This window comes from Synechococcus sp. MU1643 (assembly GCF_020514095.1).
Classification (GTDB): domain Bacteria; phylum Cyanobacteriota; class Cyanobacteriia; order PCC-6307; family Cyanobiaceae; genus Parasynechococcus.
This window is the reverse complement of record NZ_VTKY01000002.1, coordinates 170,823-197,259: the sequence shown is the minus strand read 5'-3', so window position 1 is coordinate 197,259 and position 26,437 is coordinate 170,823. Positions and strand designations below refer to the sequence as shown.

Annotated in this window: 29 protein-coding genes, 1 tRNA gene and 1 pseudogene; 19 read left to right on the top strand and 12 right to left on the bottom strand. The window is 58.0% G+C overall.

What is annotated here, in order from left to right; translation table 11 throughout:
• Positions 1-408: 408 nt before the first annotated feature.
• The 3 genes from fldA to FZX09_RS05210 all read right to left on the bottom strand — a co-directional run bounded on the left by fldA (position 409) and on the right by FZX09_RS05210 (position 2,951).
• The gene (gene fldA, locus FZX09_RS05220; protein WP_226400765.1) at positions 409-924 is read right to left on the bottom strand and encodes a flavodoxin FldA; all 516 of its coding nucleotides are present in this window, start codon (positions 922-924) and stop codon (positions 409-411) included.
• Positions 925-2,142: 1,218 nt separating this feature from the next.
• Entirely contained in the window at positions 2,143-2,349 is a 207-nt protein-coding gene (locus FZX09_RS05215; protein ID WP_226400763.1) for a hypothetical protein, read from the bottom strand.
• A gap of 458 nt (positions 2,350-2,807) precedes the next feature.
• Entirely contained in the window at positions 2,808-2,951 is a 144-nt protein-coding gene (locus FZX09_RS05210; protein WP_226400761.1) for a DUF1651 domain-containing protein, read from the bottom strand.
• 74 nt (positions 2,952-3,025) lie between these two features.
• On the opposite strand from FZX09_RS05210, the gene FZX09_RS05205 reads away from it, so the two are divergent.
• The 3 genes from FZX09_RS05205 (at position 3,026) to FZX09_RS05195 (ending at position 4,747) form a co-directional block, all read left to right on the top strand.
• On the top strand, positions 3,026-3,517 hold the full coding sequence (locus tag FZX09_RS05205; protein WP_226400759.1) for a hypothetical protein: 492 nt from the start codon (positions 3,026-3,028) through the stop codon (positions 3,515-3,517).
• Positions 3,518-3,876: 359 nt separating this feature from the next.
• Entirely contained in the window at positions 3,877-4,098 is a 222-nt protein-coding gene (locus tag FZX09_RS12035) for a hypothetical protein (RefSeq protein ID WP_370624186.1), read from the top strand.
• 400 nt (positions 4,099-4,498) lie between these two features.
• A complete protein-coding gene (locus FZX09_RS05195) occupies positions 4,499-4,747 on the top strand; it encodes a DUF3104 domain-containing protein (protein ID WP_226400758.1) in 249 nt (82 codons plus the stop codon).
• Positions 4,748-5,601: 854 nt separating this feature from the next.
• Here the strand turns inward: FZX09_RS05195 and FZX09_RS05190 are convergent.
• Both FZX09_RS05190 and FZX09_RS05185 read right to left on the bottom strand, forming a co-directional pair.
• Entirely contained in the window at positions 5,602-5,823 is a 222-nt protein-coding gene (locus FZX09_RS05190; RefSeq protein WP_226400757.1) for a hypothetical protein, read from the bottom strand.
• An 18-nt stretch (positions 5,824-5,841) separates the two neighbouring features.
• On the bottom strand, positions 5,842-6,069 hold the full coding sequence (locus FZX09_RS05185) for a hypothetical protein (protein WP_226400756.1): 228 nt from the start codon (positions 6,067-6,069) through the stop codon (positions 5,842-5,844).
• 264 nt (positions 6,070-6,333) lie between these two features.
• Here FZX09_RS05185 and FZX09_RS11910 point away from each other — a divergent pair, with 264 nt between their 5' ends.
• Both FZX09_RS11910 and FZX09_RS12030 read left to right on the top strand, forming a co-directional pair.
• Positions 6,334-6,456, top strand: coding sequence for a hypothetical protein (locus tag FZX09_RS11910; protein ID WP_255599688.1), 123 nt, complete (start codon positions 6,334-6,336; stop codon positions 6,454-6,456).
• Positions 6,457-7,325: 869 nt separating this feature from the next.
• Positions 7,326-7,490 carry a DUF4278 domain-containing protein gene (locus FZX09_RS12030; protein WP_226400755.1) on the top strand — a complete coding sequence of 55 codons (165 nt, stop codon included), beginning with the start codon at positions 7,326-7,328 and terminating at the stop codon, positions 7,488-7,490.
• A gap of 98 nt (positions 7,491-7,588) precedes the next feature.
• On the opposite strand, the gene FZX09_RS05175 is transcribed toward FZX09_RS12030, so the two are convergent.
• The gene (locus FZX09_RS05175; RefSeq protein ID WP_226400754.1) at positions 7,589-7,936 is read right to left on the bottom strand and encodes a hypothetical protein; all 348 of its coding nucleotides are present in this window, start codon (positions 7,934-7,936) and stop codon (positions 7,589-7,591) included.
• 743 nt (positions 7,937-8,679) lie between these two features.
• Positions 8,680-8,751, bottom strand: a tRNA-Val gene (locus FZX09_RS05170).
• A gap of 57 nt (positions 8,752-8,808) precedes the next feature.
• On the opposite strand from FZX09_RS05170, the gene FZX09_RS05165 reads away from it, so the two are divergent.
• Together FZX09_RS05165 and mazG are read left to right on the top strand one after the other, a co-directional pair.
• The gene (locus tag FZX09_RS05165) at positions 8,809-9,291 is read left to right on the top strand and encodes a metal-binding protein (RefSeq protein WP_226400753.1); all 483 of its coding nucleotides are present in this window, start codon (positions 8,809-8,811) and stop codon (positions 9,289-9,291) included.
• A 33-nt stretch (positions 9,292-9,324) separates the two neighbouring features.
• A complete protein-coding gene (gene mazG / locus FZX09_RS05160) occupies positions 9,325-10,158 on the top strand; it encodes a nucleoside triphosphate pyrophosphohydrolase (protein WP_226400752.1) in 834 nt (277 codons plus the stop codon).
• Here the strand turns inward: mazG and arfB are convergent.
• Complete coding sequence (arfB, locus tag FZX09_RS05155) at positions 10,155-10,586, bottom strand: alternative ribosome rescue aminoacyl-tRNA hydrolase ArfB (RefSeq protein ID WP_226400751.1); 432 nt, start codon at positions 10,584-10,586, stop codon at positions 10,155-10,157. The two genes, mazG and arfB, sit on opposite strands and share 4 nt — an antisense overlap.
• Before the next feature lie 269 nt (positions 10,587-10,855).
• On the opposite strand from arfB, the gene speE reads away from it, so the two are divergent.
• Together speE and speB are read left to right on the top strand one after the other, a co-directional pair.
• A complete protein-coding gene (gene speE, locus FZX09_RS05150) occupies positions 10,856-11,698 on the top strand; it encodes a polyamine aminopropyltransferase (protein WP_226400750.1) in 843 nt (280 codons plus the stop codon).
• Complete coding sequence (speB, locus tag FZX09_RS05145) at positions 11,695-12,573, top strand: agmatinase (protein ID WP_226400749.1); 879 nt, start codon at positions 11,695-11,697, stop codon at positions 12,571-12,573. The genes speE and speB overlap by 4 nt, the downstream gene beginning before the upstream one ends.
• On the opposite strand, the gene FZX09_RS05140 is transcribed toward speB, so the two are convergent.
• Positions 12,567-12,962, bottom strand: coding sequence for a cyclic nucleotide-binding domain-containing protein (locus tag FZX09_RS05140; RefSeq protein WP_226400748.1), 396 nt, complete (start codon positions 12,960-12,962; stop codon positions 12,567-12,569). The genes speB and FZX09_RS05140 overlap by 7 nt on opposite strands.
• A gap of 84 nt (positions 12,963-13,046) precedes the next feature.
• Entirely contained in the window at positions 13,047-13,259 is a 213-nt protein-coding gene (locus FZX09_RS05135; RefSeq protein ID WP_226400746.1) for a hypothetical protein, read from the bottom strand.
• A 130-nt stretch (positions 13,260-13,389) separates the two neighbouring features.
• On the opposite strand from FZX09_RS05135, the gene gcvT reads away from it, so the two are divergent.
• From gcvT to FZX09_RS05085, 10 genes and pseudogenes are all read left to right on the top strand, one after another.
• Positions 13,390-14,493, top strand: coding sequence for a glycine cleavage system aminomethyltransferase GcvT (gcvT, locus tag FZX09_RS05130; protein ID WP_226400744.1), 1,104 nt, complete (start codon positions 13,390-13,392; stop codon positions 14,491-14,493).
• A gap of 49 nt (positions 14,494-14,542) precedes the next feature.
• A complete protein-coding gene (gene aspS, locus FZX09_RS05125; protein WP_226400742.1) occupies positions 14,543-16,372 on the top strand; it encodes an aspartate--tRNA ligase in 1,830 nt (609 codons plus the stop codon).
• A 103-nt stretch (positions 16,373-16,475) separates the two neighbouring features.
• Complete coding sequence (locus FZX09_RS05120; RefSeq protein WP_226400740.1) at positions 16,476-17,609, top strand: RpoD/SigA family RNA polymerase sigma factor; 1,134 nt, start codon at positions 16,476-16,478, stop codon at positions 17,607-17,609.
• 52 nt (positions 17,610-17,661) lie between these two features.
• Positions 17,662-17,787 (top strand): annotated as a pseudogene (locus FZX09_RS05115) (DNA starvation/stationary phase protection protein); the annotation flags it as partial.
• A gap of 69 nt (positions 17,788-17,856) precedes the next feature.
• Positions 17,857-19,506 carry a CTP synthase gene (locus tag FZX09_RS05110; RefSeq protein WP_226400738.1) on the top strand — a complete coding sequence of 550 codons (1,650 nt, stop codon included), beginning with the start codon at positions 17,857-17,859 and terminating at the stop codon, positions 19,504-19,506.
• Positions 19,507-19,515: 9 nt separating this feature from the next.
• Positions 19,516-20,133 carry a 7-carboxy-7-deazaguanine synthase QueE gene (locus FZX09_RS05105; RefSeq protein ID WP_226400736.1) on the top strand — a complete coding sequence of 206 codons (618 nt, stop codon included), beginning with the start codon at positions 19,516-19,518 and terminating at the stop codon, positions 20,131-20,133.
• Between the two features lie 67 nt (positions 20,134-20,200).
• Positions 20,201-21,055, top strand: coding sequence for an NAD(P)-dependent oxidoreductase (locus tag FZX09_RS05100; RefSeq protein WP_226400734.1), 855 nt, complete (start codon positions 20,201-20,203; stop codon positions 21,053-21,055).
• Positions 21,052-21,732 (top strand): 7-cyano-7-deazaguanine synthase QueC, encoded by a 681-nt coding sequence (gene queC, locus FZX09_RS05095; RefSeq protein ID WP_226400732.1) that lies wholly within the window; start codon positions 21,052-21,054, stop codon positions 21,730-21,732. Before FZX09_RS05100 ends, queC begins: the two co-directional genes overlap by 4 nt.
• On the top strand, positions 21,729-23,027 hold the full coding sequence (locus tag FZX09_RS05090) for an anthranilate synthase component I family protein (RefSeq protein ID WP_226400730.1): 1,299 nt from the start codon (positions 21,729-21,731) through the stop codon (positions 23,025-23,027). The genes queC and FZX09_RS05090 overlap by 4 nt, the downstream gene beginning before the upstream one ends.
• Positions 23,024-23,836, top strand: coding sequence for an aminotransferase class IV (locus FZX09_RS05085; protein ID WP_226400728.1), 813 nt, complete (start codon positions 23,024-23,026; stop codon positions 23,834-23,836). The genes FZX09_RS05090 and FZX09_RS05085 overlap by 4 nt, the downstream gene beginning before the upstream one ends.
• A gap of 19 nt (positions 23,837-23,855) precedes the next feature.
• Here FZX09_RS05085 and FZX09_RS05080 read toward each other — a convergent pair whose 3' ends face one another.
• Complete coding sequence (locus tag FZX09_RS05080; RefSeq protein WP_226400726.1) at positions 23,856-24,647, bottom strand: HAD-IIB family hydrolase; 792 nt, start codon at positions 24,645-24,647, stop codon at positions 23,856-23,858.
• On the bottom strand, positions 24,644-26,371 hold the full coding sequence (locus FZX09_RS05075; RefSeq protein ID WP_226400724.1) for an alpha-amylase family glycosyl hydrolase: 1,728 nt from the start codon (positions 26,369-26,371) through the stop codon (positions 24,644-24,646). Before FZX09_RS05075 ends, FZX09_RS05080 begins: the two co-directional genes overlap by 4 nt.
• Positions 26,372-26,437 lie beyond the last annotated feature (66 nt).

The following is a 26,437-nucleotide window of genomic DNA, read 5'->3' as shown; positions in this document are numbered from 1 at the left end:
ACCACTGGCTCCCTCTTGGACGATGCAGGGAGTCAGATCAGCGTTATTTGACCGCTGAGATATAGAGCCTAAAGAAACCTAGTCATCCTTCTTTTACCAAGAGTATTTTCTCTACAAAACCCAAGAGACTGTGAAGCGTTCATTGAAGATTATATTTATTTTATCTCTCTACACACTTATGTGCAGCGGAGTTTTTATTATAGCCATTCGCGAATCAACAAGACAGCCAATTGGCCTATTAGTGGTAAGCATGGCATTGACCCCAGCCCTTGTTGCTATTTTTGGCGGCTTACCTGTTAATTTTTGGGAGGAGAGATTTAACATAAGATGTGATAATAGTTCAACCGCAAATGAGGAAGCCAAAAAGGCTGACTAAGCTTCAATGGTATATATTTCGCCCTCAGGCTTTTATATAATCACCTCTTTCATAATTAGCCTGGCCCAAGACTGAAGTCGCTCATCGGTTTTTTCGGATTCATTATCTTCATCCAAAGGTAGGCCGCAGAACATTCCGTCAATAACGCTTTTAGAATCATCGAAGATATATTGCTCAACTGATACATGGCCGATCATCCGACCTCCTGCAGATTCGAATGATTTATAAAGCTCTTCCATTGCATCACAGAAATACTTGCTGAAGGCCGCAGAATCACCTAAGCCTACAATTGCAATAGGCTTGCCTTTTAGGGATAAATAAGGAATATTATCAATATGCTCATCCCATTTTGTACCTGATCTCTTGGTCTCAGAACCCGTATTCCACGTTGGAGTACAACAAATAAGTGCCTCAGACTCTTCCAGCTCTTTTACGAAATCCATTCTATCAAGGTCTTTTAATTCTGATCCCGGCAATAGCACTTTCAGCCTTTCTGCGATGTCTTCTGTATGACCAGTTGCAGACGCATAAACAATGGTAAAGCGCATAAAATCGAAAGAGCTACTTAATAGTAGATATCAGCTGTATGCCCCTTGTTCTTATTTGACATAACGAAGTCGCCCAAAGCACCTATACGACTTATTTATGCTTCTAAAGCTCACTTTCTCCACTAATAATTAATAAAATCTGTCGGAAACTAAAGCAATTGGATCCGGATCTTCAATTCACTTAGTGAACTAGATTACAGCCAAATTTTTCACTGCAAAAGTAATATTGAAAAATTTTGCTTTGCAAAAAGGAGGCCGCCCCTCCCAGATGGAAGAGACGGCCTAGCTCGCTCGCTTGTGCATGGTTCGACCCATCACTTCTTAAGAGAGAAAGGGGCGAAGCTTCTGGCTAGAGGCGCCCTGGGGCCATTTGCTCTAAAGGATGGGTCGTTTTCTCCTAGGGCACCTCAGGCGGTGCAAGCGGAGCGTCGAATGGCGTGACGTATCTGATGTGTACCTAACCAAACGACCAACCCAGGTCATTCATGAGACTGTTGGAGCAGGGGCCAGAAAGTCAGTTGACTTCTTGGATCTGCTCGGTTGGACCGTCGTCTCTCATGAACGCCTCCGATCTCGATGACCATATTTTTGTACCTACAGGGCACAAAGTCATCGGCATTAAGGCGCATTGCCCCATTGATGGCATCTACGCGAATGTTGGGATGGCTTGCCGAAACGGGTTACTGCAAGCTTTAGGCACTGACGAGAAGCACTGGCTCCTCTTTTTCAGGGGAGAAGTCAGTTCAGAGTCTTCGCTTGCCACAACATTGGTGTGCTTCATTTAGTTACTGCCACTGCCTCATCTGAACTGCACTGAACCCCCATTAGGAGTGATGGTGTCTGCGGAAGTTCAGTCGCATGGATCTTCCATCCAATGGAGGGGCAATTTCCATTGGACGCTGTGTATGTCTACGCTTATCCAGTATGGCGTTGACATAGCAAGTGACGGCCTGGCTCCTCTCCTCAACTAGGGGAGTCAGCTCAGCGTTTTGACTGGCTTCGACGACTCATTTGGTCGCCGCTGTCACCTCATTGGAACTGCACTGAACGCCTGGCAGGGGCGATGGTTTCTTTGGAGGTTCCTGTGCTGGGCATCTCCATCCAATGGTTTTTTCGTTTTAACAATTGGGCGCTGATAACTGTTCACTGACTCCCTTTTTATCCGGTCGGGGAGTCAGTTCAGCGTTATCTGACGGGTGATCAGCACCATCTTCAGGTTCAACCCTCGGGATCGTGCAGTTGTTCCCACTGGCCGAGCATGGGTTCTAACAAAGGTTCTGGATAGCCCTGGTCATTAAGTCGCCAAAAGTCGCCGTTGAACTTGTAGCCGTATATCGCCGCCATGACGGGTTCATTTAGAGGGTCACCCCCCATTGGCCGACGCAGGCCCAGATGCCATGCGTTCGGATCATTGGTGGTGCTCATCACGCCACTCTGCTCACTTTTTTTTCTGCTGGTAACAAAATGCCGAAGTTGGTATCAATTCACGCTGAATCGACTGGTGTCACTGAGCTAGTTGAGGTGCGTCCCGTTCTGGATGGGCTCCGGGCGGGACGCGGACCCATGTCAGCGGCAACTGCTGGGTCCGTTTGTCTTAGCGAAAAACGATTGCTCTTCAGCGCACAAGCAGAAACAAAAAAAGAGGCAGGCCCCTCAGCCCACCCCAAACAGACGCATTGAAGGCACCACTGCCTTCTCTTCAATTCTCTCTAACTGGGGGCCCTCCCGAGTATCAAATGCGCTAATTAGGCATTAATCGCCATCCAGATCTCCTCAAGTTTTCTGTGAGAATTGCTGTGGCGCTGGCACCACTGCAAACGCCTTGGGAGATGAAATCCAGCGGGTTCCCTCGCCCGCGTCTCCCCATAAGGGTGATTCAACTTTCACCGCACGGGTGGGGGGCAGCGCCTCCAGCCCGTCTTCTGCATCGATTGCCAAGCCTCTATGGCGTTGTGCCGCAGCAACCGCCTGCGTGTCATCAGCTCAGGAGGACGGGGCGGAACGTAGCTGTAGGCCCTGATCGCCACCCACTACTACCGGCGCTGATCAGTAGGCAACTGAGCCTTTACCCAGCAAAATCCGAAGACAGATTGATAACTGCATGAAGGTTCTCCACCAGCTCCAGACCCTTCTGATCACTGCGGTTTTAGGTCTGCTGTTGTTCTGTAGTGCAGGTCGTGTGGACGCGTGCATAGAGGGTTTGGCATGGGGAATGCCGCTGGAGCAGTTAACGAGCCATCTGGGCGATAGAAAACAACTGAAGCAGGAGTCATCAAGGCGGTACGTCGCTCGAGATGTGTTGTTAGATCGATTGCCCGTTTCACAAGCCACCTTTGAGGTGGACCCTAAACAGGGCCTGACGAACCTGGCCTACGAGTTCGCCATTGACGACATGACAGAGGTTCTGGCGGGTCTACGGGCACGGCATGGACAACCGCTCAGCACCAACCTGGAGCACACCAGCCACAACCAACAGATCTGGGTCTGGAACACTGGAGACGACTTGATCACCGCCGTGAAGGAAGATGCAGCAGAACAGCAGAACTTTTTGATCTCTTACCGGCCCAGTCGATTAAGGCCCGAGTCACTCTGAGGGATCTATGGAAGAAGCAATCTCTACACTCGCGAGATGACCCGATCGGTCCAAGAAGAGAAGCGCCACCAAGTCTTTCAAGGAATTTGTTTCGTTTCAGCAGCCCTTGTTGTAATGGCAGCATTGATTTTGAAACTCGGCTATTGCTGTGAGTGGTTCAGCTTCCATCTGAGGTTCAGTTAATCCACCTCAAAAAAACAATCGATATTAATCAATTCTTCATGGGAGCAAACTCAAAATTGCATGCCTCTTTGCCTACCCGCTAGTTGTCATTGACAAGGCGACTGCCATCCTTACAAGTCAATCAACTGACGTAGCCGTGAACTGAGCGCATACTGGGTTTGCGTAGCACTTGATACATGAAACGAGGTCTTCTCCTTGTCGGCTCCATCTTGATGATTTCCGCAGGGTGCTCCATGGGTGACCCTGACGGGGAGCAGCCCAAGAAGACGATGTTCAAGACGCAAGCTGAGGCTGAGGCGGCTGCCCCTGAATTTGGTTGCACAGGTGCTCACCAAATGGGTGAGATGTGGATGGTTTGTGAAAAGCACGAACAAGCAGGCCATCAGGGGCACCACTAATTCACTCGCGCAGTGGGCTACGCCAAAGAGGCGAGCCCACGAACAAGAAGTACAAGCACTGGGCGCCAACGTGGCAGAAGGAAGTGGGTTGTGCACTAACCGTCCGCAGCCAGCTCAATCACGTTGCGCAGCATCACCCACTGCAGCTCCGTCCACGGTGATCTAGGACTCCGTCTCATTTGGTCGCTGCCATCGCCTCATCTGAAAGAGCGCAGCCCACGACAGAACTGATCGTGTCTTTGGGAGTTCCGTTGCTGGGCACTTCCATCCAATGGTTTCTCCAATGACCATTGGGCGCTGGAGCGACCTGGCTCCCTCTCTGGCGAGCGGGGAGTCAGTTCAGCGTCATTTGCAACTCGTCTAACTGCCAGAAGCAGTAGAGACCGACTTGAAAAGGTGTATGTCAATTGATCATGCAAGTGGCGCCTCGACGCCCAAACCAGATCCGGTCTTTCTCCACGTCAAAGTGGGAATGGCGGTGATCATCAAGAACACTGACAAGACCTGGCGCGTGGCTGATGTCATTAACGTTATTGGCAGCACCAAAAACCCGAAGGTTCCAAAGTTTTTCCAGGTGACATATGTAGATAATCACGTCACCAACTGGGTCAATGCTGGCCTCGTGACTCACATCGTTCCAAGGGTCTGAAGTACCGGCATACACAGCGTATGAGCAAACTCCTGCACTTCGGAACGTTGACGCGAATCATTTGGACTCTGACATTGCTTCATCTGGAGAGAGACCACTCAACGAAAAAGTGATTATGTCTTCGGAGTCCCCAAGACCTCCATCCAATGACAAGCCGTGGTCATTGGGCGCTGACAAGAAAGCTGGCTTCTCTTCTGACCGGGAGAAGTCAGTTCAGCGTTATCTAACTGGAGGCGAGCAGCACCTCAAGGCCTAAGACCCAAGAATCATTCCATAGCCAGATTTCACAACTCCGAGCAACGCAAATACCCCAAGTGATATGCAATCGCAGTGATAATAATTAGTTATTTTCTATTGTCGTCCAATAACTATCTCTAGCCAGCATCTAGAAACTCAGTCGACTTGGCTTACCCAAAGGATCAATCACTACTAGCCCAAGAACCCTTATGCCGTAGATTTATCGATAAAAATCTTCTCTCTTAAGCGGTGCTTTCCGCTCGTTATTCTTTATATAGAAGAACGCCGCTGCGGCAACGCACAAGAGCGGCAATGCAGTAAAAAGGAGAAGGGCAATAGCTGTGTAGCCTTGATGCATAGCAAGAGAAATTTGCTACACATTAATTTATAAAATAAAGATCACTATATCGAACTCTACCCTGCCTTGAAACAAAAGATATTGTACGCTGTTAGACAATAAACAAGGGCATCTTGCTCACATGGGAAAAGCCAATCACTTGCGTCATAGGGCATCAATAAACTGCCTGCGAATCACCAAAAAATAAAAGGGCGAATTATGCGCATTAGTAGTTTTGCATGCGAAAACTCATGCATTAACTATATCTAGACTTATAGAATTAAATTTCCTTGGCTTTAAATCCTTCTCGAAAAGACTCCAAATCTTGCCTTGCTCTCAAATAAATGATGAGACGCTCACAACTTTGAGATTCCATCCAGTTCGCTTCAGAGGCGACAACCTTTGCGTAAAGCGCACGCTCAGTTTTGGCTTCAAAGCGCACTATACCCTCTTCCAAAGGTGCATGGACGAAATAATCCCAATTAGGTTCAACCACCTTCAACAAAGCACTAAAAATAATCTAAACATTGATAAAATTGAGTTCATCCAAAATTAACTTAAAAATGTGAGGAAATTGGTTAATTTGAGTAAAATATGGGCCATAAGCAAGAAAACGCACTGCATCCAGCAATTTCTTGGAATCTTCGGCTAAGTCGACCCTAAAGGCTTCATAAGCGAGGATAATTTGTGCTGCATGCCACATCAATTGAAAATATTTATCACATCCAATATGAATACCATCGGTCAAGATTCCTATGTCGTCCTTGGACGGGATCGACGGGCCAATGCACTCTCCTGTTTCGCTGGGCTAGCGAAAGAGGAGATGGCCCCTTGGCTACTTCGAAAAGTATCTTTTGAATCGATCTACACATACTTGTGCTGATTGGATCTATAACTAATTACCCGTCCAAGGTCAGCAAAAGCCCCGACGTAGTCGGGGCTTTTGCGTGCTGAGTCATCGATCGAATGAGGAGCTTGTTCAGCATTTGCGCCTGTTGATGCCGTAACCGCGGTGGGAGTTGTATCCGGTGCCGGTCATGTGTCGAGCTGGCGGATGGCACTCACCACCGTGCCAGGGTTCTTCTGCTGCATCGCCTGTCCAGCCGCGGCCAGCAAAGGCAGCCGTGTGACGTGACCCAAGTGAAAGTCGCAACCCCATTGCGACGGTTACTTATGTCAAGCCAGTGAGGACTCACTGACCTGTTGATCCACAACCGCCCGCCGTCCTCAGCATGTGGACTCGGACGTATCAGCTCCCCCACCAGGGGGCTTTTTTTTGGGTGTTCAAAACGAGCTAAGCACCGAGCGCAAGCCGTGGCGTTCCATCGCAGCTGGCACAGCACACAAGCTCCTACATCAAAAACGCCTGGCCTCCTCTGAGCCTCTAGTCAGCAACCACCTGAAGGTAGTTAACGGTCGGCTGGGGAAGCTGATTCAGGAACATTCCGGCTCAAATACAGAGCATTGGAAAGACCCATCACAACAGTGCAGCCCGCAGGACCACAAACCCGATAAAAGTGATTGCCAATGGACTCAACGGTTCCGCGCCCTTGAACCGAGTAAGGGAGTTTCAGCGCTTCAGTCATAACGACAGCTTGAAGGCGCAAAAGATTCTCATTTCTCAAGGGGTGACCTTGTCTGCGACGGTCGCTACCAGTTTTACCTTTCTTTGCGCTTCGAAACTCAGCACAACAGCTGCCTCAAGGCTCGTTACGACAAGTCAGCAGACAACGGGGGGGCTCCAGCCCGTCTTCCGCATCGTCACACAAGCCTCAATCGCTGAGGCAGCAGCAGATGCAGCAACAGCAATAGTCACTTCACTTCATCTATGAATCGAGATAAACAAGCAGGGCTGTTAGAAAAAACGTTCATAACGACACACTCAGGCACTTAAATGTATCAGCTAGTCAACAACAAACTATCACTAAATCATTAAGTATCCGTTGGAACATTGTTCGCATAGGGCTCTTTGGCTGAAATCTAATCTCTTCCGCATTCCCCTCAATGGAACTCTGTTTTCTCGGCAACAAGTACACCAAAAGCAATGAGACAAAGGAGAAATCAGTTGTTCAGCTCAAATACATGGGCAAGGCTTACCAGGCATCAATGAGCAATACCTCTCGCGCTGTCACCGCTCTCACATACCGGGGGGTGAGCTACTCCAACTAAATCATGTGGATGGGGCGGATACTTCTGCCCTTAATGGCATTAGCGGATAGGCGGCGGGCAGCGCCTCCAGCCCGTGTCCAAAAGCCATCAGACGTCGATCATGCCACTTGCCGTTCCAGCTTGAGGAGATGTCGGCGCCCCGCTGCCGCAGCCAACTTTTCCTCTTCTATTTCCGCCCGCAGAAACCGTTTTCTCTGGGCTGACTCGTAACCACTCAGATCTGTCTGTTTTTTGGAATGTGGTTTGGGCTTCGGTTTGTCCAAACCCATCAGCAGAGGGTGGATTCCTCTTCGGCTCATTGAACTGGCTTGATATGTGGTTCTCGCGTAGTGGTCTGCCTGACCCAGCCACGTGGGATCAATATCGCGATATTGGACAAGAATTGCGGTGTAGAGGAAGACATTTGCACTCAAATGTCGATCACGTTGCGTGTTGAGTAACCCCATGCCACAGGCGGGACATCCCGTCGACGTAGCCAGAGGGTGATGGGCTGGGCTCCAAAGCTGGCTAGCTCCAGTGGATCTGGGGGCCTCACTTGGCAATTCCAAGTACGACTCACAGCCCATAAAAAAGGCGGGTCGTGCATTACCGGCCTGATCTGATTTCTCCAGCCGAGCAAAACTGGAGAAGCCGCAAATCCTGCTTGAAAATAATGCAAAAACTCAGTGGGGGCGTCTGTGGGCGCTGTACCTGCGTTGAGAATTAATACCCAGCCCGCACATCCAATCGGGCTGGCGGATGGCAGCCACCACCGCCCCTGGGTTTCGTTGCGCTTTGGCCTGGCCAGCCGTCTCCAGCAAGGTCTGAACGCACCAGGCCAGCATCTACTGCCGGTCGAGGTCTGGACCTTCGATGTCGTCCTTGATCTGCGCCCATGCCTTCTTCAGAAGCCGGTAGCCCTGCGCTCTGGAGACCCCCCACGCTTGTCTCGCAAAAGTGAGACAAGAGGTGTTGGGCTGCCCCTCCAGGATCATTCCCTAGAGGTGTTCGACTCTCTCCAGTATCTCTGTTGCGGTAGCTCGCGGCATAACCGATCAACTCGTGAAAGCCGCTGGTAAAGCGAACTTTTGGGGCTACTCAACGATAGGACTATTTGGAGCACGTTTTGGAGCACACCTAGATGAAAATCAAGAAAAGTGGCCTCCCTGCTCAGAGCAGAAAGCCAATGCTGGTGGTTGCTTTGGAAGAATGGGCGATACTGGGATCGAACCAGTGACAATCTCCTTGTAAGGGAGGTGCTCTACCGCTGAGCTAATCGCCCCACTGGTCAGATTCTGCCCTAACGAGTCAGGTTGGGGGGCACGGAAGCTTTAAAAACTTGGCAACGGGTCGCCGCCACGACCAAAGCATCTGGATTCTGAGCCTGCCGCTCGGCATCGCACTTGGATTGGTGCTGGGATGGGCGGCAGGATTGGTCGCCGCAGCCAGCTGTTGGGCCGGTGGTCTGTGGCTTTCCCCCGATCTCGACACACGCTCCAATGCGCTGCGGCGATGGGGAGCCCTCGGCTTTCTCTGGTTGCCCTATCGCCTCCTAATTCCCCATCGCTCGCTCTGGTCCCATGGCCCCGTGCTGGGAACGACCGCGCGCCTGGCGGTACTGCTCACCTGGTGCTTGATTGTCACCCTCGCGGTTCCGACGCTGTCGCCAGCGATGCTCCTGGCGGTGCTGCAGCAACTGATGCATCAGCACCCGCAGGAGTTGATTGCTCTGCTGGTGGGCTTAGAGGGCAGCGCATGGATCCATCTGGTCCTCGATGGCGACCCCTGGCCCCAGGAATGGTCGAAAAAACGACAGCGGTGAGAAGGTGAGCATTGCTCCAGTTGTTGACCCTGCATGGCCAACGCTCCGTCTGATGCCATAGAACGTTTGATCGATGTTGTGGCACAACTCAGGGATCCAACAACGGGGTGCCCCTGGGATCTGGAACAGACCCATGCATCCCTGGTGCCCTACGTGCTGGAAGAAGCCCACGAGGTGGCTGATGCCATCCGTCATGGCGATGACCACCACCTCAAAGAGGAACTCGGCGACCTTCTCCTGCAGGTGGTGCTGCATGCACAGATCGCTGGAGAAGAACAACGCTTCGATCTCAATGCGATTGCCGATGGCATCAGCGACAAGCTGATCCGGCGTCACCCCCACGTGTTCGGCGATGCCGACGCCAGCACCAGTGACGAGGTGCGACGCAGCTGGGAGGCCATCAAGCTGGAGGAGCAGGCAGAGGCCCTGGCTTGCTCCGCCAGTCCCCTCAGCGACCGGCTCAGCACCAAGGTGCGCGGCCTGCCAGCGCTTGCTGGAGCGATGACCATCTCAAAGAAAGCAGCCAAGGCCGGCTTCGAGTGGGATGACATGGCCGGCGTCTGGGAGAAGGTCCATGAAGAGCTGGACGAGCTCAAGGAGGCAGTGGCCAGCGGCAACCAAAGCCATGCCCAGGAGGAACTGGGCGATCTACTGTTCACCCTGGTGAACGTGGCCCGTTGGTGCCACATCGAACCCGAAGAGGGCCTCGCCGGCACGAATCAGCGCTTCCTCGACCGTTTCTCCCGCGTTGAAGCCGCCCTAGATGGGGATCTCCAGGGACGCAGCATCAACGAATTGGAAACCCTCTGGAAACAGGCCAAGGCGGCGATCCGGGCAGAACAATCCCGATCGTCAGACGTCCATTAATCGTCCAGGGATGGCCGACTGCGGCGTTGACGCTTGAGGTCACCACGCTTTTTCTTCGTGTCCAAACGTCGCTTCACCGCACCGCGACCCGGCCGGGTGGCTTTGCGGGAAGGAGGCGGTGGCTGCAAACCCTCCCGCAGCAGCTCCGCCATGTGATGCAGTGCCTTCTGACGGTTCTGCCATTGGGAACGTTCTTCAGCGACCACAACCCGCAAACAACCTTCCACCAACCGGGGTTGGAAATGTTCCAGCAGTCGGGCACGGCGAAATGGACCCAGACAATTGCAGTTCGCCATGTCCAGCAACAACTCCACGCGGGAATCGGTGGTGTTGACCCCCTGCCCGCCTGGACCGGATGAACGGCTGAACCGCCAACGCAGATCCCTGGATGGAATGGTCAACCGCTCATTCACCACCAGATCTTGCACCGCCGTCCTCCTGGGCCAAGGACAACAGGATGGTCCGGCACGGTGATGATTCGGAAGAGGAGAGACGTGCTTCGAATCTGTGATCTAGCCGAACTACGAAAGCCTTGATCTGACGAATAAGGCTTTGGAGCTGCCCTCTTCCACGGCAGCTCCCCAACCAAACTCATTTAATCTCCACATGTTGCGTTCGTCAATACCAAAAGCACTACATCTGGTGTTTGGGAACAGGCCCCCCGGGTCCTTAGCTGGAAAGATGCCCACCGCGCCCCATGAGCAACTGGATTGATGAAGAACACCGCGGCGTCCGCTACGGATTGAAGGGAGAGGTGCTGGTCGAAGAGACCAGTCCGTTCCAGCGAATCAGCGTGATTCGCAGTGAGCGCTATGGACGGGGCCTGCTGCTGGATGGCTGCTGGATGACAGCAGAGCAGCAGGAACGCCACTACCACGAGGCTTTGGTGCATCCAGCGCTGTGCAGTGCCAACTCGATCGAACGGATCCTGGTGATCGGCGGCGGAGACGGCGGCACCGCAAGGGAATGCCTGCGCCATCCAGATGTCCAGCGCCTGGACATGGTGGAGATTGACGGGCGGGTGGTGGAGCTCAGCAGAGAGCACCTCCCCAACATCGGTGGATCCGCCTGGTCCGATCCGAGGTTCCAGCTCACGGTGGGAGATGGCATCGCCTGGGCCGCCGAAGCCGACGACCAGAGCTACGACGCCATCTTGGTGGATGGCTCTGACCCCGCCGGACCGGCCGAAGGCCTGTTCAACCGCGCCTTCTTCGAGAACTGCCGACGCCTGCTCAAGCCCGGGGGCGTGTTCGGCACACAGAGCGAATCTCCCGAAGCCTTCCGCGATGTCCACATCGCCATGGTGCGCCTGTTGCGCGAGGTGTTTGACCACGCCGACCCGCTCTATGGCTGGGTGCCGATGTATCCCAGCGGCTGGTGGAGCTGGACCTTCGCCGCGATGGGAACACCCCGCTACCGCATTCCGGATCCCGGGCGCAGCAAGGCCATCGCCCCAGGCTGCGAGATCTGGTCACCGCGCTGGCAGCGGGGAGCCATGGACGCCATCCCCGCCTTCGTCGAACGGGAGTTGCAGTCATGACGGTCCATCCGCCGAATGGAGTGTTCGATAGCGACGGGACCATTTTCATGGGCTCCCGGCGCAACCCTGCCGACTGCCGTGTTGGCCTCTTTGGTGTGCCGTACGACGGCACCACCTCCTTTCGGCCTGGCACGCGCTTCGGCCCCGCCGCCATCCGAGAGGTGAGTGCTGGGCTGGAGACCTATTGCCCACAACTCGACCTGGATCTGGAGGATCTTGACTTTGCCGATCTTGGTGCCGTTGAGATTCCCTTTGGCAACCCTGAGCCCGTTTTAACCAAGGTGAAGCAGGCGACCGAAGCCGTGCTCGCCCTGGGTCTCAGGCCCCTGATGCTGGGCGGAGAGCATTCGATCAGCTCCGGTGCCGTGGAGGCCGTGGCGCAACGCCACCCCGAGCTGGTGCTGGTGCAGCTGGATGCCCATGCCGATCTCAGGGATAGCTGGCTGGGGGCCCGCCACAGCCATGCCTGCGCCATGCGCCGCTGTTTGGAGATTCTTCCCAGCCAGACACTGTTTCAACTCGCGATCCGCAGTGGCACGCGGGAGGAATTCACCGAGCTGCACAAGAGCGGCCGGTTGATGCCCAGCATCGATGCCCTTCAACAGGCCCTCGCTCCCTTGAAAGGGAAACCGATCTATCTCACCGTCGACCTGGACTGGTTTGACCCCTCAGTGCTGCCGGGTACGGGCACCCCTGAACCCGGTGGTTACCACTGGTCTGATTTCGCCAGCCTGATCGCGGTACTCCGGGAGCATCACCTGGTGGCGGCCGATGTGGTGGAACTGGCACCGCAACTCGACACCAGTGGGATCAGCTCCGTGCTGGCCGCCAAGGTGACCCGCAGCCTGCTCCTCCTGCTGGGTGCTGATCAGTAGAAGTGACGCGCATCAGTGCGCTGCTGCCGCAATCGGTTGTGCTGTTTGCTGAGCAATTGCAGCACCAGCGTTGGGTGCCGGTGAATGAGCGCCAGAAAATTGGTGCGGCTCAAGCGGAACAGCGAAACTGGCGTCACCGCTGTGGCAGCACGGCTATGACACTCGTTCGGATCAACTAGGTCCTCATAGAAAAACAACTCACTAGGACCGAAGCGGATGCGGTTCAACGGACCGCTGCTCAGTTCCACCCACCCCCGTTCAATCACGTGAATGAACTGCACCGTCTCGCCGGCGCGGAACACGGTTGTGCCGGTGGGAAGGGTCAGGCGATCCACCTTGGGCTGTTCCTGGATGAGTTCCAGAGGAGTCAGCGGAGCTGAGGCGGACAAGGCAACAACGTGGGATGACTGCAGTATCCCGCGATCATCCGGTGGAGGCCATCATCAAGGGCTGAGCCATGGATGGATCCAGACTCACGTCAAGCTGCGATCCAGTTCCAGCTGACGCTCACCAACGCCGCGGCTCTGCAGAGCCGGAAGCTTGGGGGAACGGGGGGTCCAATGGTGACAGACCATCAGATCCGCCAGCTCGGCATGCACCTCCAACCGGCGCAGTCGGCACCACCCCTTAGCACCTGCTGGCAGGGTGCAGTACTGACAACTACGACAGCAGGAGCTAGTGGCCAAACAAGCGCCCCGTAAACGCGCTCAAATTAGTGACGGTCTGCAAAAAGGACCATGGAAAGGGGCAAATTTCCGGGTTCCCTTCCGGATCGTGAAGCCCTCCATAAGAATGCGCTTCCCATCCGCCGCCCCCATGTCTCTGCAGCGCACTCCCCTGTTCGAGTCCTGCCGCAGCGCCGGGGGCCGCATGGTGCCGTTTGCCGGCTGGGAGATGCCAGTTCAGTTCAGCGGCCTGATCCAAGAACACAAGGCCATACGCGAACGGGTCGGCATGTTCGATATTTCCCACATGGGTGTGCTGCGCCTCGAAGGCGCCAATCCCAAGGATGCGCTGCAACGGCTGATCCCCAGCGACCTGCACCGCATCGGTCCCGGCGAAGCTTGCTACTCCGTTTTGCTGAACGAGCGCGGCGGCATTCGCGACGACCTCATCGTTTACGACTGCGGTGCCATCGATGCCGAACGGGGCGCGCTGGTGCTGGTGATCAATGCCGCCTGCGCCGACAGCGACACCGCCTGGATCCGTACACAGATGGAACCTGCCGGCCTCACGGTGACCGACATCAAAAACGGCGGGGTGCTGCTCGCGCTCCAAGGCCCTGACGCCATGGGATTGCTGCAGGAGCTGAGTGGTGAAGACCTCAGCGGCTTGCCCCGTTTCGGCCACCGGATGCTCAGCCTCAACGGCCTGAGCCAACTAGTGTTCAGTGCTCGCACCGGCTACACCGGCGAAGACGGTGCAGAACTGCTGCTCAACGCCGACGACGGACAAAAGCTCTGGCAGCTTTTATTGGATCGCGGTGTCGCCCCCTGCGGCCTGGGGGCGCGGGACACCTTGCGGCTTGAGGCCGCCATGCACCTCTACGGCCAGGACATGAACGATGAAACCAACCCCTTCGAGGCGGGGTTGGGTTGGCTCGTGCACCTGGAAATGCCCATGGATTTTGTCGGCCGAAAGGCACTGGAGCAGGCGGCGGAATCCGTCCCCGCCAAACGCCTAGTGGGGCTCAAGCTGCAGGGCCGCGCCATCGCCCGCCACGACTATTCCGTCATGCACAACGGGGAGACAGTCGGCATCGTCACCAGCGGCACCTGGTCCCCCACCCTGGAAGAAGGAATCGCCCTGGCCTACGTGCCTCCATCCCTCGCCAAGCTCGGCACCGAACTGAGTGTTGAGATCCGCGGCAAGGCCCAACCGGCAACGGTCGTTCGCAAGCCCTTCTACAAGCGCGCCTGAGGCTCACCGCTGCTGTGGGAAACTCGCTCTTCTCCAGTTGAGACACCCCATGCGCAGCAACGGTTGCGGCGACCTGCGCGAACAGAACATCGATCAGCAGGTTCAACTATGCGGCTGGGTGGATCGACGCCGTGATCACGGTGGGGTGATTTTCATCGACCTGCGGGACCGCAGCGGCACGGTGCAGATCACGGTGGATCCGGATCTGGGCGCCGACGCCTTCGCCGTTGCCGAGCATCTGCGCAGCGAAACCGTGTTGCAGGTTGAGGGGAAAGTGCGGGCCCGGCCGGGAGAATCCCTGAACGAGAAGCTGGCCACGGGGGCCGTGGAAGTTCTGGCCAGCGGCATCACCATGCTGAACAACGTGAAGGGCAACCTGCCCTTCCCCGTGTCGGTGCACGACGAAGAGAACACCCGCGAAGAGCTGCGGCTGCGCCACCGCTATCTCGATCTGCGCCGCAAGCGCATGAACGACAACCTGCGGATGCGGGCCCAGACCATCCAGGCCGCCCGTCGCTTCCTGGAGGATGCCGGCTTCATCGAAGTGGAGACCCCGGTGCTGACACGCTCCACACCAGAAGGTGCCCGTGACTACGTGCTGCCCAGCCGGGTCTGCGGCGGCGAGTGGTTTGCCCTGCCCCAGTCCCCCCAGTTGTTCAAACAGCTGCTGATGGTGGGCGGCATCGAGCGCTACTACCAGGTGGCCCGCTGTTTCCGCGACGAAGACCTGCGCGCCGACCGCCAGCCGGAATTCACCCAGCTGGACATCGAGATGAGCTTCATGGATCAGGAGCAGATCCTGGAGCTGAACGAATCCCTGATTTGCGCCATCTGGAAGGCCGTGAAGGGCATCGAACTGCCGCGGCCCTTCCCCCGTATGACCTGGCATGACGCCATGGAGCGGTATGGCACCGACAGGCCCGACACCCGCTATGGCATGGAGCTCACCAACGTGAGCGACATCGTCAAGGACATGGGCTTCAAGGTGTTCAGCGGTGCCGTGAAGTCCGGCGGCGCGGTGAAGTGCATCGCAGTACCCGGCGGGAACGATGCGGTGAGCAACGTACGGATCAAGCCCGGCGGCGATGTGTTCAGTGAAGCCCAGAAAGCCGGTGCCGGTGGCTTGGCCTTCATCCGCGTGCGCGACGGCGGCGAAATCGACACGATCGGCGCCATCAAGGACAACCTCAGCGATGAGCAGAAGCAGGAGCTGCTCAGCCGCACCAGCGCGGAACCAGGCACCCTGCTGCTGTTCGGCGCCGGCGACACCGCCACGGTGAACAAGGCCCTCGACCGGGTGCGCCAATACCTGGCCAAGGAGCTGGGCATGGTCAAAGCCGACCGGGACAACAACCAGTGGAACTTCCTCTGGGTGGTGGACTTCCCGATGTTCGAGTTCAACAGCGACGAGAACCGTTACGAGGCCCTGCACCACCCCTTCTGCGCTCCCAATGCTGAAGATCTAGGCAGCGATGCGTCAAGATGGGCTGACACCCTGCCAGCAGCCCGGGCCCAGGCCTACGACCTTGTGCTCAATGGCCTTGAGCTCGGCGGCGGCTCTCTGCGCATCCATGACTCCGCTCTGCAGCGCCAGGTGTTGCAGACGGTTGGCCTGCCCCTCGAGGAGGCCCAGGAGCAATTCGGCTTCCTCATGGACGCTCTCGATGTAGGCGCACCTCCCCACGGCGGTCTGGCCTTCGGTGTGGACCGGATGGTGATGTTGCTGGCCGGCGAGGAATCCATCCGCGACACCATTGCCTTCCCCAAGACCCAGCAAGCCCGCTGCCTGATGACCAATGCTCCAGGGGGCGTGGCCGACAAGCAGCTGGAGGAACTGCATGTGGCCAGCACCTGGGTCGAGCCCGACCAGGAGGACTGACCTCAGAAGCTGAGTTAAGCAGATCCCGAAGGGAATCAGCGCATTTGTCGCACCGCGGTCAACGGCGAGGAACCCTGAAGTTGGACTTCACAAAGGCCAGCTTTTGCCCAGCAAGCCCCGACGGAATGGGGGGACCCGTGAGCGCCGCAGCAGCGGCACGACGGATCTGCTGCGGCTTTATCTCCAGGACATCGGCCGGGTCGACCTGCTCACCAATGAGGAGGAGGTCACCCTGGCCCGTCTGGTGCAGCGCCGCGAAGCCCTGCTGCTCCAGCAACGGGAGCTGGCCGAAAGCGATGCCGCCATCGGTGAACTGCATCGTCTCGAAGAACTGCAGCGCCGCGAAGCGAACCAGCACAGCCACTGGCCAACCAAGCAGGAATGGGCCCGAGCGGCCGGACTGCCCTTACCCGAGTTGCAGGAGCGGATTGACCTGGGCTATCAGGCCTGGGCGAAACAAGCCCAGCTTGAAGCCAAAGATCTGAAGCTGGCCCTCCGCAACGGTCGACGGGCCAAAGACCACATGATTCAGGCCAACCTGCGCCTGGTGGTGGCGGTGGCCAAAAAGTACCAACAGCGCGGCATGGAAATCCTGGATCTGGTCCAGGAAGGAACGCTCGGGTTGGAACGGGCCGTGGAAAAGTTCGACCCCACCCGCGGTTTCCGGTTCAGCACCTACGCCTACTGGTGGATCCGTCAGGGGATCACCCGGGCGATCGCCACCCAGAGCCGCACCATCCGTTTGCCCGTTCATGTCACCGAAAAACTGAACCGGATCAAACGGGTCCAGCAAGAGATTGCGAGCAACGAAGGGCGCATCGCATCGATCGCGGATCTGGCGCGCGAGCTCGGGATCAGTGAAGACACCGTGCGCCAGACCCTGGCCCGGGTGCCCCGCTCAGTGTCTCTGGACACCCGCGTCGGCCGCGAACAGGACACCCAGCTCGGAGATCTGATCGAGGACGGCCATGCCACCCCCGAGCAAACCCTCACCCACGACGAGTTGCATAACGATCTGGAGGGTCTCCTGGATGAACTCACCAGTCGGGAGGCCGCTGTCCTGCGCAGGCGCTTCGGCTTGGAGGACGACACTCCCCAGACCCTGGCGCAGATCGGAGAAGAGCTGAAGCTCTCAAGGGAACGCGTTCGTCAGATCGAAACCCGCGCCCTGCTCAAGCTGCGGCAACCCCAACGACGCAGCAAAGTCCGGGATTACATCCAGAGCCTTGATTCCTGAACCAACAGTCCAACTCTCTCCACCAGGCCATGGACATTGGTCTTTTCCAATAGCAGCGCGCAGCGTCTTCGCCCTGGCTGATGCGGCCGACGATCAACCCAGTGCAGACCTCTTGACCCAACGCCTCCAGGTGCATGAAAAAACCGCCTGGATGTTGTGCAGCCTGCTCGAGAACTAACGCATCACGCGCGTGGGCCCTGGAGACCATGGCCGACGCCAGCTAATTTGAAGAATCGCCAGGCAGGTCATGGCCAAATTCGTCTTCATCACCGGTGGTGTGGTGTCCAGCATTGGCAAGGGGATCGTGGCGGCAAGCCTCGGCCGGCTGCTGAAGTCGCGGGGCTACAACGTTTCGATCCTCAAGCTGGATCCCTACCTGAATGTGGATCCCGGGACGATGAGCCCGTTCCAGCATGGTGAGGTCTTTGTCACCGAAGACGGCGCCGAAACCGATCTCGACCTGGGCCATTACGAGCGCTTCACCGACACCGCGATGTCACGTCTGAACAGCGTGACCACCGGCTCGATCTACCAATCGGTGATCAACAAGGAACGCCGCGGCGACTACAACGGCGGCACCGTTCAGGTGATTCCCCACATCACCGGCGAAATCCGCGAGCGCATCCACCGCGTTGCATCCAATAGCAATGCCGATGTGGTGATCACCGAAATCGGAGGCACCGTCGGTGACATCGAATCACTGCCCTTCCTTGAAGCTATCCGTGAATTCCGGGAGGACGTGGGTCGCAACGATTTGGCCTACATCCACGTCACCCTTCTGCCCTTCATCGGCACCTCCGGCGAACTCAAAACCAAGCCAACCCAGCACTCAGTCAAGGAGCTGCGCTCCATCGGCATTCAGCCGGATGTGCTCATATGCCGCAGTGATCGCGACATCAGCGAGGATCTCAAGCGGAAAATCGGCGGCTTCTGCGGGGTGCCCACCCGCGCCGTCATTCCCTCCTTGGATGCCGACAGCATCTATGCCGTCCCGCTGATCCTCGAACAAGAGGGCCTGTGCCGTGAAGTTCTGGACGTGCTGAACCTGACCAACCATGACAGCGACATGGCGGCATGGGAAAAACTAGTCAACAAACTGCGCAACCCCGGCCCGTCGGTGAAAGTTGCCCTGGTGGGCAAGTACGTGCAGCTGAACGACGCCTATCTGTCTGTTGTCGAAGCGTTGCAGCATGCCTGTATTGCCCAAGATGCCTCCCTCGACCTGCATTGGGTCTGCGCCGAACAGATTGAAGCCGACGGTGCCGATGCACTCCTGCGCGGGATGGACGCCGTGGTCGTGCCCGGTGGCTTCGGCAACCGTGGCGTCGATGGAAAGATTGCAGCGATTCGCTGGGCCCGGGAACAACGCGTGCCCTTCCTGGGGCTCTGCCTTGGGATGCAAACCGCTGTGATCGAGTGGGCTCGCAACCAGGCCGGCCTCACCGGTGCCACCAGTGCTGAATTGAACGAAAACACGCCGCATCCCGTGATTCACCTGCTGCCGGAACAGCAGGACGTGGTGGACCTCGGCGGCACGATGCGCCTGGGGGTCTACCCCTGCAGGATTGCGCCGGGAACCCTGGCCCAAAGGCTTTACGGAGATGAGGTGGTCTACGAACGGCACCGCCACCGCTACGAATTCAACAATTCCTATCGCAATCTCTTCCTGGAATCCGGATACGTGGTGAGCGGCACATCCCCGGACGGTCGCCTGGTGGAGTTGATCGAACTGAAAGGGCATCCTTTCTTCACGGCCTGCCAGTACCACCCAGAATTCCTATCCCGCCCTGGACAACCCCATCCCCTATTCCGGGGATTGATCGAGGCAGCCCAACAACGCCTTCCCGATTCGCCGGCTCAGGCCCTGCGTCAACAGGGGGATATTGCGATCCCATGAACCGCAGCGATGGTTGACTCCCAGAGTCTCCCGGTGGTGGAAACGTTCCATTCCCTGCAGGGAGAAGGTCACCATGCCGGACGCAGTGCGTTTTTCATTCGCCTCGCCGGCTGCACGGTGGGTTGTCCCTGGTGCGATACGAAACACTCGTGGCCCAGCCAGGGGCAGCCTGAGCATCCCATCGATGCCTTGGCTGACGCTGCCCAGATGGCGGCTGATGCCGGGGCAAGCTTCGTTGTGATCACCGGTGGAGAACCGTTGCATCACGATCTGCAGCCCCTCACCCAGGCCCTCGATGCGCGATGCGGTCTCCCCCTGCATCTGGAAACAAGCGGGGTGGATCCGCTGAGTGGACGCTTCGACTGGATCACCCTCTCACCAAAACGACACCACCCCCCACGGCAAGAGCTTTTGCAGGCCTGCCATGAGCTGAAAGTTGTGGTGCATGGCCCGGCAGACATCAGCTTCGCTGAAGCAATGGCGTCCCAGTGCGAGGACGACACAGAACGACTGCTTCAGCCAGGATGGGAGAGCAGCATCGGAGAAGACCTGGCTGTGGATCATGTGCGTCGACACGCCCAATGGCGCCTCAGCCTGCAAAGCCACAAATGGCTTGGAATCCGCTGAAAGATGCCGTTGAGGGCATGATCTGCTCCACTACGTTGAGGTTGAACAGAATTTGATCGCCTGAGCCATGACCTCAGTGGCCGTTCTGGGCACAGGCCTTCTCGGAACGGCGATCGCAACGCGATTGCTGGAGCAGGATCTCAACGTCCACATCTGGAATCGCGACCCCTCCCGCATCGTCTCGCTCGTTGAGAAGGGTGCAACAGCGATCGACGATCTGGGGCAAGCCGCGAAAAACAACCGAGTTTTGATCTCCGTTTTGCGTGATGGGGCAGCAACAGCATCCGTAATCGGCACGCTTGGGGATCTGCAGAGCTCAACGGTGGTCCCGATGGGAACCATGGGAGTGGAGGAAAGCCGCAAGCTCGCCACACAGGTTGCGGACCAAGGAGGGCAGTATCTGGAAGCCCCGGTGCTCGGCAGCAAACCGCAAGCACTGAATGGATCTCTGCTGGTGATGGCCGGCGGAGAAGCAGAGGTCTTCGAGGAACAACGGCCACTCCTCTCCCACCTCTGCCAAGAGCCCCTGCTCGTGGGCCCCGTCGGCAGCGGAGCTGCCACCAAGCTGGCCCTCAATCAGATGATCGCCAGCCTCACCCACAGCTTCTCCGTCTCCCTGCAACTGATTCAGCGGGCCGGCGTGCCTGTGGAAACGTTCATGGCCATCCTGCGGCCGTCAGCGCTTTATGCCCCCACCTTCGACAAGAAGTTGCAGCGGATGCTGGATCACACATACGACGATCCCAACTTCAGCACCGCCCTGCTTCGCAAAGACCTGCGCCTGTTCCTGGAGGAAGCGACAACGGCTGGGCTCCAAGATCAGGGGCTGAGCGGTTTGCTGTCCCTGCTTGAACAAGCAGAGGGCACCGACCTTGATGAGCAGGACTACTGCGCCCTGCATGAACTCACAGTCCTGAAATGAGTCAACGCACTGCCATCGCGCTGCTCTCCGGCGGTTTGGATTCCGCCACCGCTGCGGCCCTTGCCCTTGAGCAAGGTGACCGCGTCATCGGCCTGTCCTTCGACTACGGCCAGCGCCATCGCCGCGAATTGGACGCCGCCGCTGCCGTCGCCCAGCAGCTTGGCTTGGCAGAGCATCACTGCATCGCCGTGAATCTGGCCAGCTGGGGGGGCTCAGCCCTCACCGACGCCAAGATCTCAATCCCAACCCATGGCGTTGAGGAGGGCAGCATCCCTCCCACCTACGTACCCGGGCGCAACACCGTGTTCATCTCCGTGGGCCTCAGCCTGGCGGAAGCACGCGGGGCCGAACGGTTGGTGCTGGGGGTGAATGCTGTCGACTACTCGGGGTATCCCGACTGCCGGCCCGACTACCTCAACGCTTTTCAGACCCTGGCCGACCTAGCCAGCAAGTCTGGTCGTGAGGGCCATGGCGCCCAACTCTGGGCACCTCTGGTGCAGTGGAGCAAGGTACGCATCGTTGAAGAAGCCCTTCGCCTGGGTGTTCCGATCGAAACAACCTGGAGCTGTTACAGCGGCGGCACACACCCCTGCGGCGTCTGCGACAGCTGCCGCATCCGTGATGCAGCACTCCGCGAGGCAGGACGGCCTGAACTCTCCAGTGCCAGGCAGGCATGATCCGCCCACAACGGCTTGAACTGGCCTGGCAGGAGCCCCAAGCACTCGCCCACCAACTGACCCATGCCTACGGCGAGGAAGGCCTGATTTGGCTGGATGGCGACGGCAGTAGTCTGGGCCGATGGGCCACCCTCGCGGTGGCGCCCCAGGAGATCGTCTGCTGCCGTGGTCTCCCTGGAAAGCCAGGAGCCAGCAATCCCTTCGAGGCACTGCGGGGGCTTGCACCAGGCCATTGGTGCGGCTGGCTGAGCTATGAAGCCGCCGCTTGGGTGGAACCAGGAAACCCCTGGGCCAGCGATGGCATGGCCACGCTTTGGATCGCTCGCCACGATCCGGTGCTTCGCTTTGATCTCCAAAAGCGCAAGCTGTGGATCGAAGCCAGCAGCACGGCTGCTCTGGAACGCCTAAAGCAACAGCTGGCCTCCAGCACTGAGCAGCCCAAAAGAGAGCTCCCATCGATCCCCCTCGGGGCTTGGCATCACCACACCTCAGCCGATCAATACGCCGGAGGTGTGCAACGCATCCGAGATCTGATCGCAGCAGGCGATCTCTTCCAAGCCAATCTCACGGCCTGTTGCAGCACAGCCTGGCCCCAGAAAAGCAGTGCATTGGAGCTGTTTCTCACCCTTAGAGATGCCTGTCCTGCTCCCTTTGCAGGGCTGATCATCAGCGACCAGAACGAGGCGTTGTTGTCATCGTCCCCGGAGCGGTTTCTGCAGGTGAGTGCCCAGGGAACCGTACAAACCCGGCCGATCAAAGGCACCAGACCACGCCATGACGACCCTGAACAGGATGCGAGCCTCGCCGCGGAACTCGTGTGCAGCGACAAGGACCGGGCCGAGAACGTGATGATCGTCGACCTGTTACGGAATGACCTCGGCCGTGCCTGCCAACCGGGTTCGATCAAAGTCCCCCAACTGGTGGGACTCGAAAGTTATGCCTCCGTGCATCACCTCACCTCGGTCGTGGAGGGACAGCTGCAGGCCGGATTGAGCTGGGTCGATCTCCTCGAAGCCAGTTGGCCTGGGGGGTCGATCAGCGGGGCACCGAAACTGCGGGCCTGCCAACGTCTGCATGAGCTCGAGCCCACCAGCCGCGGTCCTTACTGCGGATCACTGCTGCGGATCGACTGGGATGGCAGCTTCGACAGCAACATCTTGATCCGCTCTTTGCTGCGGCAAGGTGACACCCTGCGAGCCCATGCCGGCTGCGGAATTGTCGCCGACTCGGATCCCCTCGGCGAAACGGAGGAGTTGATGTGGAAGCTGCAGCCGTTGCTGGAGGCGCTGACATGACCGCCTCAGTCGCCTGGATCAACGGCCAGTGGGGAACAGCAGCAAGCCTGCAGCTCCCCCTCGACGACCGGTCCTTGCTCCTTGCCGATGGCATCTTTGAAACAGTGCTGATTCACAACGGTGAGCCGCAACTCCTGCAGGAGCACCTGCAGCGATGGAGCGACAGTGCGGCCCTGCTGGGCATGGACCCGCCACCGCAGCGAGATGCGCTGGGGCCTCTGATTGAAGGCGCAATTCAGCGGAGCCAGCTGAGCGAAGCCGATGGAGCCCTGCGCCTCAACTGGAGCCGTGGCAGCACATCCCAACGCGGAATCGGGCTTCCGGCCTCAGGCCATCACCGCTTTTGGCTCACGCTCCATGCCTGCGCACCAACGTTTTCGCCCGTCACCACCATCACCAGTTGCCATGAGCGCCGCAATGACTCCAGCCGACTGAGCCGTTGCAAGACTTTCGCCTATGGGCAAGCCATCCAAGCCCGCCGGGAAGCGCAGGAGCAAGGAGCCGACGACGCTTTGCTTTTAAACACGACGGGGGTCCTGTGCTGCGGAACAGCGGCCAATCTGCTGGTCCGGCGTCGCGGCCAGTGGCTAACACCAGCCCTCAGCAGTGGCTGTCTTCCAGGAGTGATGCGAAGCCGTGCACTGGCCCAGGGCATCGCGGCGGAAACCGAGCTGGCGGCCGAGTTCGAAGCCGAAGATCAGGCCGTTCTGATCAACAGCTTGAGCTGTCGACCGATCGCATTCCATAACGGCAAATCCATGGCTGCAATGACTGGTGCATTGGATCTATGGCAATCCATACTCCATTGAGCCAAAGGCCAGCGATGGCCTAGATCCGAAGAATCCGGCGCACAGCCTCGTCCCAACCGTTGGCATGGGGGGCTGCCGCCAGCTGGAAACGCCCGGCAGCGATTCCGGAACACATCTCGGGATGGGGGCCGTCGGGCCCGGGCACAACGACAGCGATGTCGGCTACCTCGAGCAACGGCAGATCGTTGGGGGAATCCCCCAAGGCCAAGACCTTCACGTGCTCAGCAACCAGATGACGCTTTAGCGTGGCCAAGGCCTTGCCTTTGCTGATGTCTGGGCCCAGCAGATGACCCATGCGGTTGCCCTGCACCACCGTCAGACCCATCCGCTGCACGAGGGCCTCAAGCCGGCGACGCCCCTCCGCTGAGGGCGGAACAAAAGGCACGCTGCAGCACCGCCGCTGCGCCTGGCGCAAGGCTTCACCGCCAAGCCCCAACAACCGCTGCCCCTCCGCCTCACTGAGTTCATCCAACGGACGCAGGGGCTCACCCAACTCACTCTGCAGAAGCTGCAACTGAGGTTTGAGCTCCATCCAATCCGGACCCAACGGCAGCTCCCAGGGTTCCCCTGCTGGAGTTTCACCGTGCACGGCGCCACCATTTTCAACGATGTACGGGTCATGAAGCCCCGCCTCAGCACGAAAGCCGCGCACTTCCTCCGCCGTTTTGCTTGTGCAGGGAATCACTGGAATCCGTTGCTGTTGAAGCTGACCGATCAGATCCTTGGCCGGCGACCAGTCGTAGCTGTGATCCAGCAACGTGCCGTCGAGATCGGTCACCACCCACCACGATTTCTCGACACTTGCGGTCATGGCTGAACCAACCAATGCACCGCATAAGGCTCTAGCGAATGCGACTGATCTGGTGCAAACACATGACCGCTCAGACAATCGGCCCAGGGCTGGTTCAGATCACCTCCCAAGCCACTGAGTCGAAAGCTCAGGCGCGCTGCCGTCATGTTGTGCACGGCCACGAGCGTTTCTCCACCGAAGGACCGCTGCAGAATGACGCAATCACTCCGGTCGGTACTTAGCACCGTCATCGGGGCATCCGGGTGCAAAGCCGGATGAACAGCTCGTTCGGCTAAAGCCCGCCGCAACATCGGCAGCAGCGCGGAGACATCGGCATCGGGATCCGCCATGCGGCGCTCCAAGGCCTGGGCCGTGAACTGGGGCCGATTCAGATCGCGACGATGGCCCGTGCGACGAAAGCGGGTCAGGTCATTGGGAGCCGCCAGCAAGGCAGGCAGATAAAAAGCGGGAACCCCAGGTAAGGCCAGGATCATTACTTGGGTGAGCAGGAACCGCTCGCGTTGGAAGTAGGTGGGATCAATCCCTCCGTCCGCCATGGCACTCCACCAGCTGATGTTGATCTCGTAGGGAACCTCCTCACCGGAACTGAGCATCCTGTGACTGACCAGACCACCCCGTTGTTCACAACCGATCAACAGCTGCAGCAAGCGCTTCTGGGGCATCAGGCCCTCCAGGGGCCTTAAACCAACGCCGTCATGACAGGCGGTGAAATTGAGCAACCCCGTCTGCGGCGGCAAGTCGGGCCAACGACTCAGCCAGGCATTGAGTAAATCGGCCCGACCACTGACGCTGGCCTCCAGCAGCAGGGGCGGCAGGGGAAAGTTGTAAGCAAGATGCGCTTCATCACCGCTCCTCAAATAGGAGAGGTTTTCCTCCTCCGGCACGTTGGTTTCGGTGACCACAACGCCATCGGGTCCCGCCTGATCGAGCAGCAGGCGCAACACCTGAACCAATTGATGCGCCTGCGGCAGATGGATGCATGAGGTGTGGGGTTCCTTCCAGACGAAACCCACTGCATCCAGACGGATCCAGCGCACCCCATGCCGGGCCATCCGCTGCATCAAACGGGCAAAACCCAACAGCACCTCCACGCTGCGCCAGTTCAGATCCACCTGATCGGGACCGAAGGTGGTCCAGACCTGGCGCGCGCCCTTGGGGCCCCTCAATTGCGTGAACAGACTGGAACTGCGCGGACGAACAACATCCGCCCAGCAGGGATCAGGTGCTGCCGCCAACACACAAGAGCGGCCCGGCGGCTCATCCCGCATGAACTGCTGCACCCAGGGGTGAGACGCCGACACATGATTGAGAACGAGGTCGGCCATCAGCCGTCGGCCCTGCGCCAAAGCAGCGAGGTCGCTCCAATCGCCGAAACGCGGCTCGAGATTGGTGTGGCTGGCCACCGCAAAACCACCATCACTGGTGGATTGCAGGAACGGCAGCACGTGTACCACCGCTGCGAAGGCGTGCAGATGGCGATTCACAAACAACTTCAGCGCTTGAAGACCAGGCACGCCCTCGTCACCAACGGTGTCGGCGTAGGTGATCAAGACCACATCGCTGCCTGCCCAGCGGTCCATGGGTTCTTCCATATCGCCATCCCCTGACGCTTCGCTCAAGATCTGCAGCAATTGCGACGACAACTCCTGGCCAACCCCGGAAGAATCAATCGGGTACAAACCGCCAAGCAGGGTCCGCAGCGTTTCGTCGCGCGGGGGCTGCATCGCTTTCCTCCTCAACACCGTTCAGGTATGGGGCAGGACTCTGACCTCTGTTGTTGCATCGAACAC

Bases quoted from the DNA above. Each gene is read 5' to 3' on its own strand.
- FZX09_RS05075 (WP_226400724.1), bottom strand. From the start codon at position 26,371: ATGCAGCCCCCGCGCGACGAAACGCTGCGGACCCTGCTTGGCGGTTTG.
- speB (WP_226400749.1), top strand. From the start codon at position 11,695: ATGACGGTCCATCCGCCGAATGGAGTGTTCGATAGCGACGGGACCATT.
- FZX09_RS05085 (WP_226400728.1), top strand. From the start codon at position 23,024: ATGACCGCCTCAGTCGCCTGGATCAACGGCCAGTGGGGAACAGCAGCA.
- FZX09_RS05090 (WP_226400730.1), top strand. From the start codon at position 21,729: ATGATCCGCCCACAACGGCTTGAACTGGCCTGGCAGGAGCCCCAAGCA.
- FZX09_RS05215 (WP_226400763.1), bottom strand. From the start codon at position 2,349: ATGAGCACCACCAATGATCCGAACGCATGGCATCTGGGCCTGCGTCGG.
- FZX09_RS05175 (WP_226400754.1), bottom strand. From the start codon at position 7,936: ATGGGGTTACTCAACACGCAACGTGATCGACATTTGAGTGCAAATGTC.
- mazG (WP_226400752.1), top strand. From the start codon at position 9,325: ATGGCCAACGCTCCGTCTGATGCCATAGAACGTTTGATCGATGTTGTG.
- FZX09_RS05100 (WP_226400734.1), top strand. From the start codon at position 20,201: ATGACCTCAGTGGCCGTTCTGGGCACAGGCCTTCTCGGAACGGCGATC.
- FZX09_RS05110 (WP_226400738.1), top strand. From the start codon at position 17,857: ATGGCCAAATTCGTCTTCATCACCGGTGGTGTGGTGTCCAGCATTGGC.
- FZX09_RS05080 (WP_226400726.1), bottom strand. From the start codon at position 24,647: ATGACCGCAAGTGTCGAGAAATCGTGGTGGGTGGTGACCGATCTCGAC.
- FZX09_RS05195 (WP_226400758.1), top strand. From the start codon at position 4,499: ATGTCAATTGATCATGCAAGTGGCGCCTCGACGCCCAAACCAGATCCG.
- gcvT (WP_226400744.1), top strand. From the start codon at position 13,390: ATGTCTCTGCAGCGCACTCCCCTGTTCGAGTCCTGCCGCAGCGCCGGG.
- FZX09_RS05105 (WP_226400736.1), top strand. From the start codon at position 19,516: ATGGTTGACTCCCAGAGTCTCCCGGTGGTGGAAACGTTCCATTCCCTG.
- fldA (WP_226400765.1), bottom strand. From the start codon at position 924: ATGCGCTTTACCATTGTTTATGCGTCTGCAACTGGTCATACAGAAGAC.
- FZX09_RS12035 (WP_370624186.1), top strand. From the start codon at position 3,877: ATGAAACGAGGTCTTCTCCTTGTCGGCTCCATCTTGATGATTTCCGCA.
- FZX09_RS05205 (WP_226400759.1), top strand. From the start codon at position 3,026: ATGAAGGTTCTCCACCAGCTCCAGACCCTTCTGATCACTGCGGTTTTA.
- queC (WP_226400732.1), top strand. From the start codon at position 21,052: ATGAGTCAACGCACTGCCATCGCGCTGCTCTCCGGCGGTTTGGATTCC.
- FZX09_RS12030 (WP_226400755.1), top strand. From the start codon at position 7,326: ATGGAACTCTGTTTTCTCGGCAACAAGTACACCAAAAGCAATGAGACA.
- aspS (WP_226400742.1), top strand. From the start codon at position 14,543: ATGCGCAGCAACGGTTGCGGCGACCTGCGCGAACAGAACATCGATCAG.
- speE (WP_226400750.1), top strand. From the start codon at position 10,856: ATGAGCAACTGGATTGATGAAGAACACCGCGGCGTCCGCTACGGATTG.